A 2910-nucleotide genomic window follows, 5' to 3' on the forward strand; every position below is an offset into this window, starting at 1 on the left:
GGTTCGGTTGGTATATAATCCATAAGATTATCTGTGGAAAATTTTGCAAATATAAAATGATTTGGTTCCTTATGGTTAAAACTATGTTCTAACCCCAAACTATGTCCCAGCTCATGTACGGTTGTGCGTAACCCTTCATCATTATTGGGGCGGTCATAGATTAGGCAAAAATTACCCCAATAAGTACAACCTCCCAAGGTGCAGTCCATTGGGTTTTTCCTATGGGTTCTGCCTCCCCAAGCGTTAGTGGTATTGTTTTCTTGATATTCTTTGGGATAGTCTGTAAATACAATATGGGTTGTTTGATGAAACTTTTGCTTTCTGTCGGGCAGTTCAGGTATGCTGTTAATGATGTTGCGATAGAGATTTCTTGCATCCATCAAGATGCTCTGGTTGCCGACATTGACTTGGGGTGGGTATTGGGTTAGATACTTACTAATCTCTTTATCTAAATCTAAAGAGTGAATATAATCCATAAACCTGTAAGAACCGCTATCAGCTTGACAACCAAACTAACGATTACTGCGACCCATGCCCACCAATCTAAACTGAGAAACCTTGCCAGTCTTTAAATCATCATCACGATAAACAAAAACAATCGCTGAAATATAAAAACCATCGATATGACTTACACTACGCAAGACACACTCATCAAGGCAAGTTTGTTTTTCTTTGGCATAATCTTCTAAATATTTTTGATAAAACTTATCAAAAATCTGCTCAGATTTTTGTTTATCATCGGTAATGATATTAAGTAAAGTGATGATTTCTGCTTTTTCATTATCATAGATGATAGGTTTGTGCCATTCCATGCCTTTGGCTTGTCTGTCTGCGAAAAAAAGGTAATCCAAAATAAAAAGCTGGCGAAAGCAAAAATCGTAATGTTGCTCAACCTTTTTTTCATTATTTACCAAATCTTGCGCATGATATTTTTCAACACGCTCAAAAAAAGCTTCTCTGCTTTCAAACAATGCTCTGCCCTTATAACACTCTGGCGGACCTGCAAATGCCACATTAAAACACAGTGCCATCAGTGGTATGATAAACAGTTTAAGATATCCCATTTGGCTACTCCGATGGATTGGGGTAGCGATTACTGCGACCCATGCCCACCAATCTTATGTGTGAAACTCGTCTAGCCTTTAAATCATCACGAGCATAGACAGCACCAATCGCTGAAATATAAAAACCATCGATATGGGTAACACTACGCAAGACACACTCATCAAGGCAAGTTTGTTTTTCTTTGGCATAGTCTTCTAAATATTTTTGATAAAACTTATCAAACATCTGCTCAGATTTTTGTTTATCATCGGTGATGATGTTAAGTAAAGTGATAACCTCTTGGCGTTCCCCATCGTAAATATAGGGGGTATATTTTTCTAGGCTGTCCCTGTTTTGAGAGCCGAAGAATATGTAATCCAAAATAACTAACCTATCAGAACATTCGCCAAATTTTGCTTCAACCTTTTTTTTATTATGCACCAAATCTTGCGCATGATATTTTTCAACACGCTCAAAAAAAGCTTCTCTGCTTTCAAACAATGCTCTGCCCTTATAACACTCTGGCGGACCTGCAAATGCCACATTAAAACACAGTGCCATCAGTGGTATGATAAACAGTTTAAGATATCCCATTTGGCTACTCCGATGGATTTGGTTAAATTGATGTCGTTGTGTATTTTATCCCATTGCCATTTAAAGAGTGAGAACATTTTTCCTTTATAAGGATTGTCAATAAATTGCCCTATTTGTTTGCCATCAACAAATGTATAGTCCATGATGTTGTCCGTCTTGGCTCTGCGCAAATAATAAGGATTTTCAAACTTCTCCATATTGCCATCTTTATAATCTTGTTCTTCGTCAATCAGCAAATAAGTATGCGCCAACCCAAAACTATGTCCCAGTTCGTGAATGGTGGTATGGAGTAGACCCTGTATATCCCCTGCATTCTCAAATATCACAGCGGTGTTTTTCCAGTGATTGCATTGGTTGTCCTCTCGGCACTGTATGATTTCTTGTTCATCTGGCACATTTCGTTCAGCACGACCTGCAATCTCGCCACCTTGTGATGAATTAATGCGGTAATCGGTAAAAAAGACATAAGTTTGTGATTGATTGGTTTCAGTATTGTCACCTGTAAGTTTGGCATACACACTACGCAGTTGTCCAGTAAAGATACCCATAAAGTCATCATTAACCTGTCTGTCTATACCAGCCAAATACCTTTCAATGGGTTCTACCGTATCAAGCGTTTGTTTATGGCTTCTAATGAGCGTTACAATGCTATTTCTAGCCTCCTCTGTTACAGTGGGGTCGTTATATAATTCATGAAGTCTAAACTCTTGATATGGCTTGACTTCTACTTGTACCAGTGCTTGGTGCAAAAAATGATGTTGGATATAGTGTGATAGCTCTTCATGGGTTGGATAAAGTTGTAATTTACCATGCCCACCCTCTGGTTTAAGATTACTGCTACGCATCAGCACTGGTTGAATGACCGCTTTTCTTGTGATGTTATTAGGGCAAATGCACAGCAGTCCAACTTGTTTTTTGGCACCGTTTTTCTTGGCATAGACTTTAATGTAACCCACTTCTGATAGAGTTTGATTGCATAGCACGTTCACATTTAGGCTTTTATTGCTATAACGATAAGTGTGTTTGTCAATCAAACTTTTATCCGCAGATGTTAGCTGAATTACTTGCTGTTCAGCATTTGCCAAATAATCCGCCAATACAATGTCTGCAATCGGTTCTAGCTGTGGACTACATTCAAAGGATAGGACTGTGTTATCACCAATTAAGGGGCTGATACTGTCATCGGGGTCTTGTTCTATTTCTAAATGCAAATAAATACCATCAGCATGAATGCCATCATCGTTATGTTTTGGGAATATATACCAACCGAAC

The 2910-nt window shown here is 38.4% G+C and carries 3 protein-coding genes and 1 pseudogene; all 4 read right to left on the reverse strand.

Annotation, left to right across the window (positions count from 1 at the left end):
* Positions 1–476, reverse strand: a pseudogene (locus tag B5J93_RS12685) (hypothetical protein); the annotation flags it as partial.
* A gap of 36 nt (positions 477–512) precedes the next feature.
* The gene (locus B5J93_RS12690; RefSeq protein WP_143823552.1) at positions 513–1013 is read right to left on the reverse strand and encodes a hypothetical protein; all 501 of its coding nucleotides are present in this window, start codon (positions 1011–1013) and stop codon (positions 513–515) included.
* A gap of 55 nt (positions 1014–1068) precedes the next feature.
* Positions 1069–1638: a hypothetical protein gene (locus tag B5J93_RS12695; protein ID WP_143823553.1), complete on the reverse strand. Its 570-nt coding sequence runs from the start codon at positions 1636–1638 to the stop codon at positions 1069–1071.
* On the reverse strand, positions 1605–2910 hold a 1306-nt coding region (locus tag B5J93_RS13620; RefSeq protein ID WP_079326704.1), incomplete at its 5' end, for a zinc metalloprotease. The genes B5J93_RS12695 and B5J93_RS13620, both read right to left, overlap by 34 nt.

The organism is Moraxella equi (assembly GCF_002027555.1).
Lineage (GTDB): Bacteria > Pseudomonadota > Gammaproteobacteria > Pseudomonadales > Moraxellaceae > Moraxella > Moraxella equi.

Coding starts and splice junctions, on each gene's coding strand:
- B5J93_RS12695 (WP_143823553.1), bottom strand. CDS start 1,638: ATGGGATATCTTAAACTGTTTATCATACCACTGATGGCACTGTGTTTT.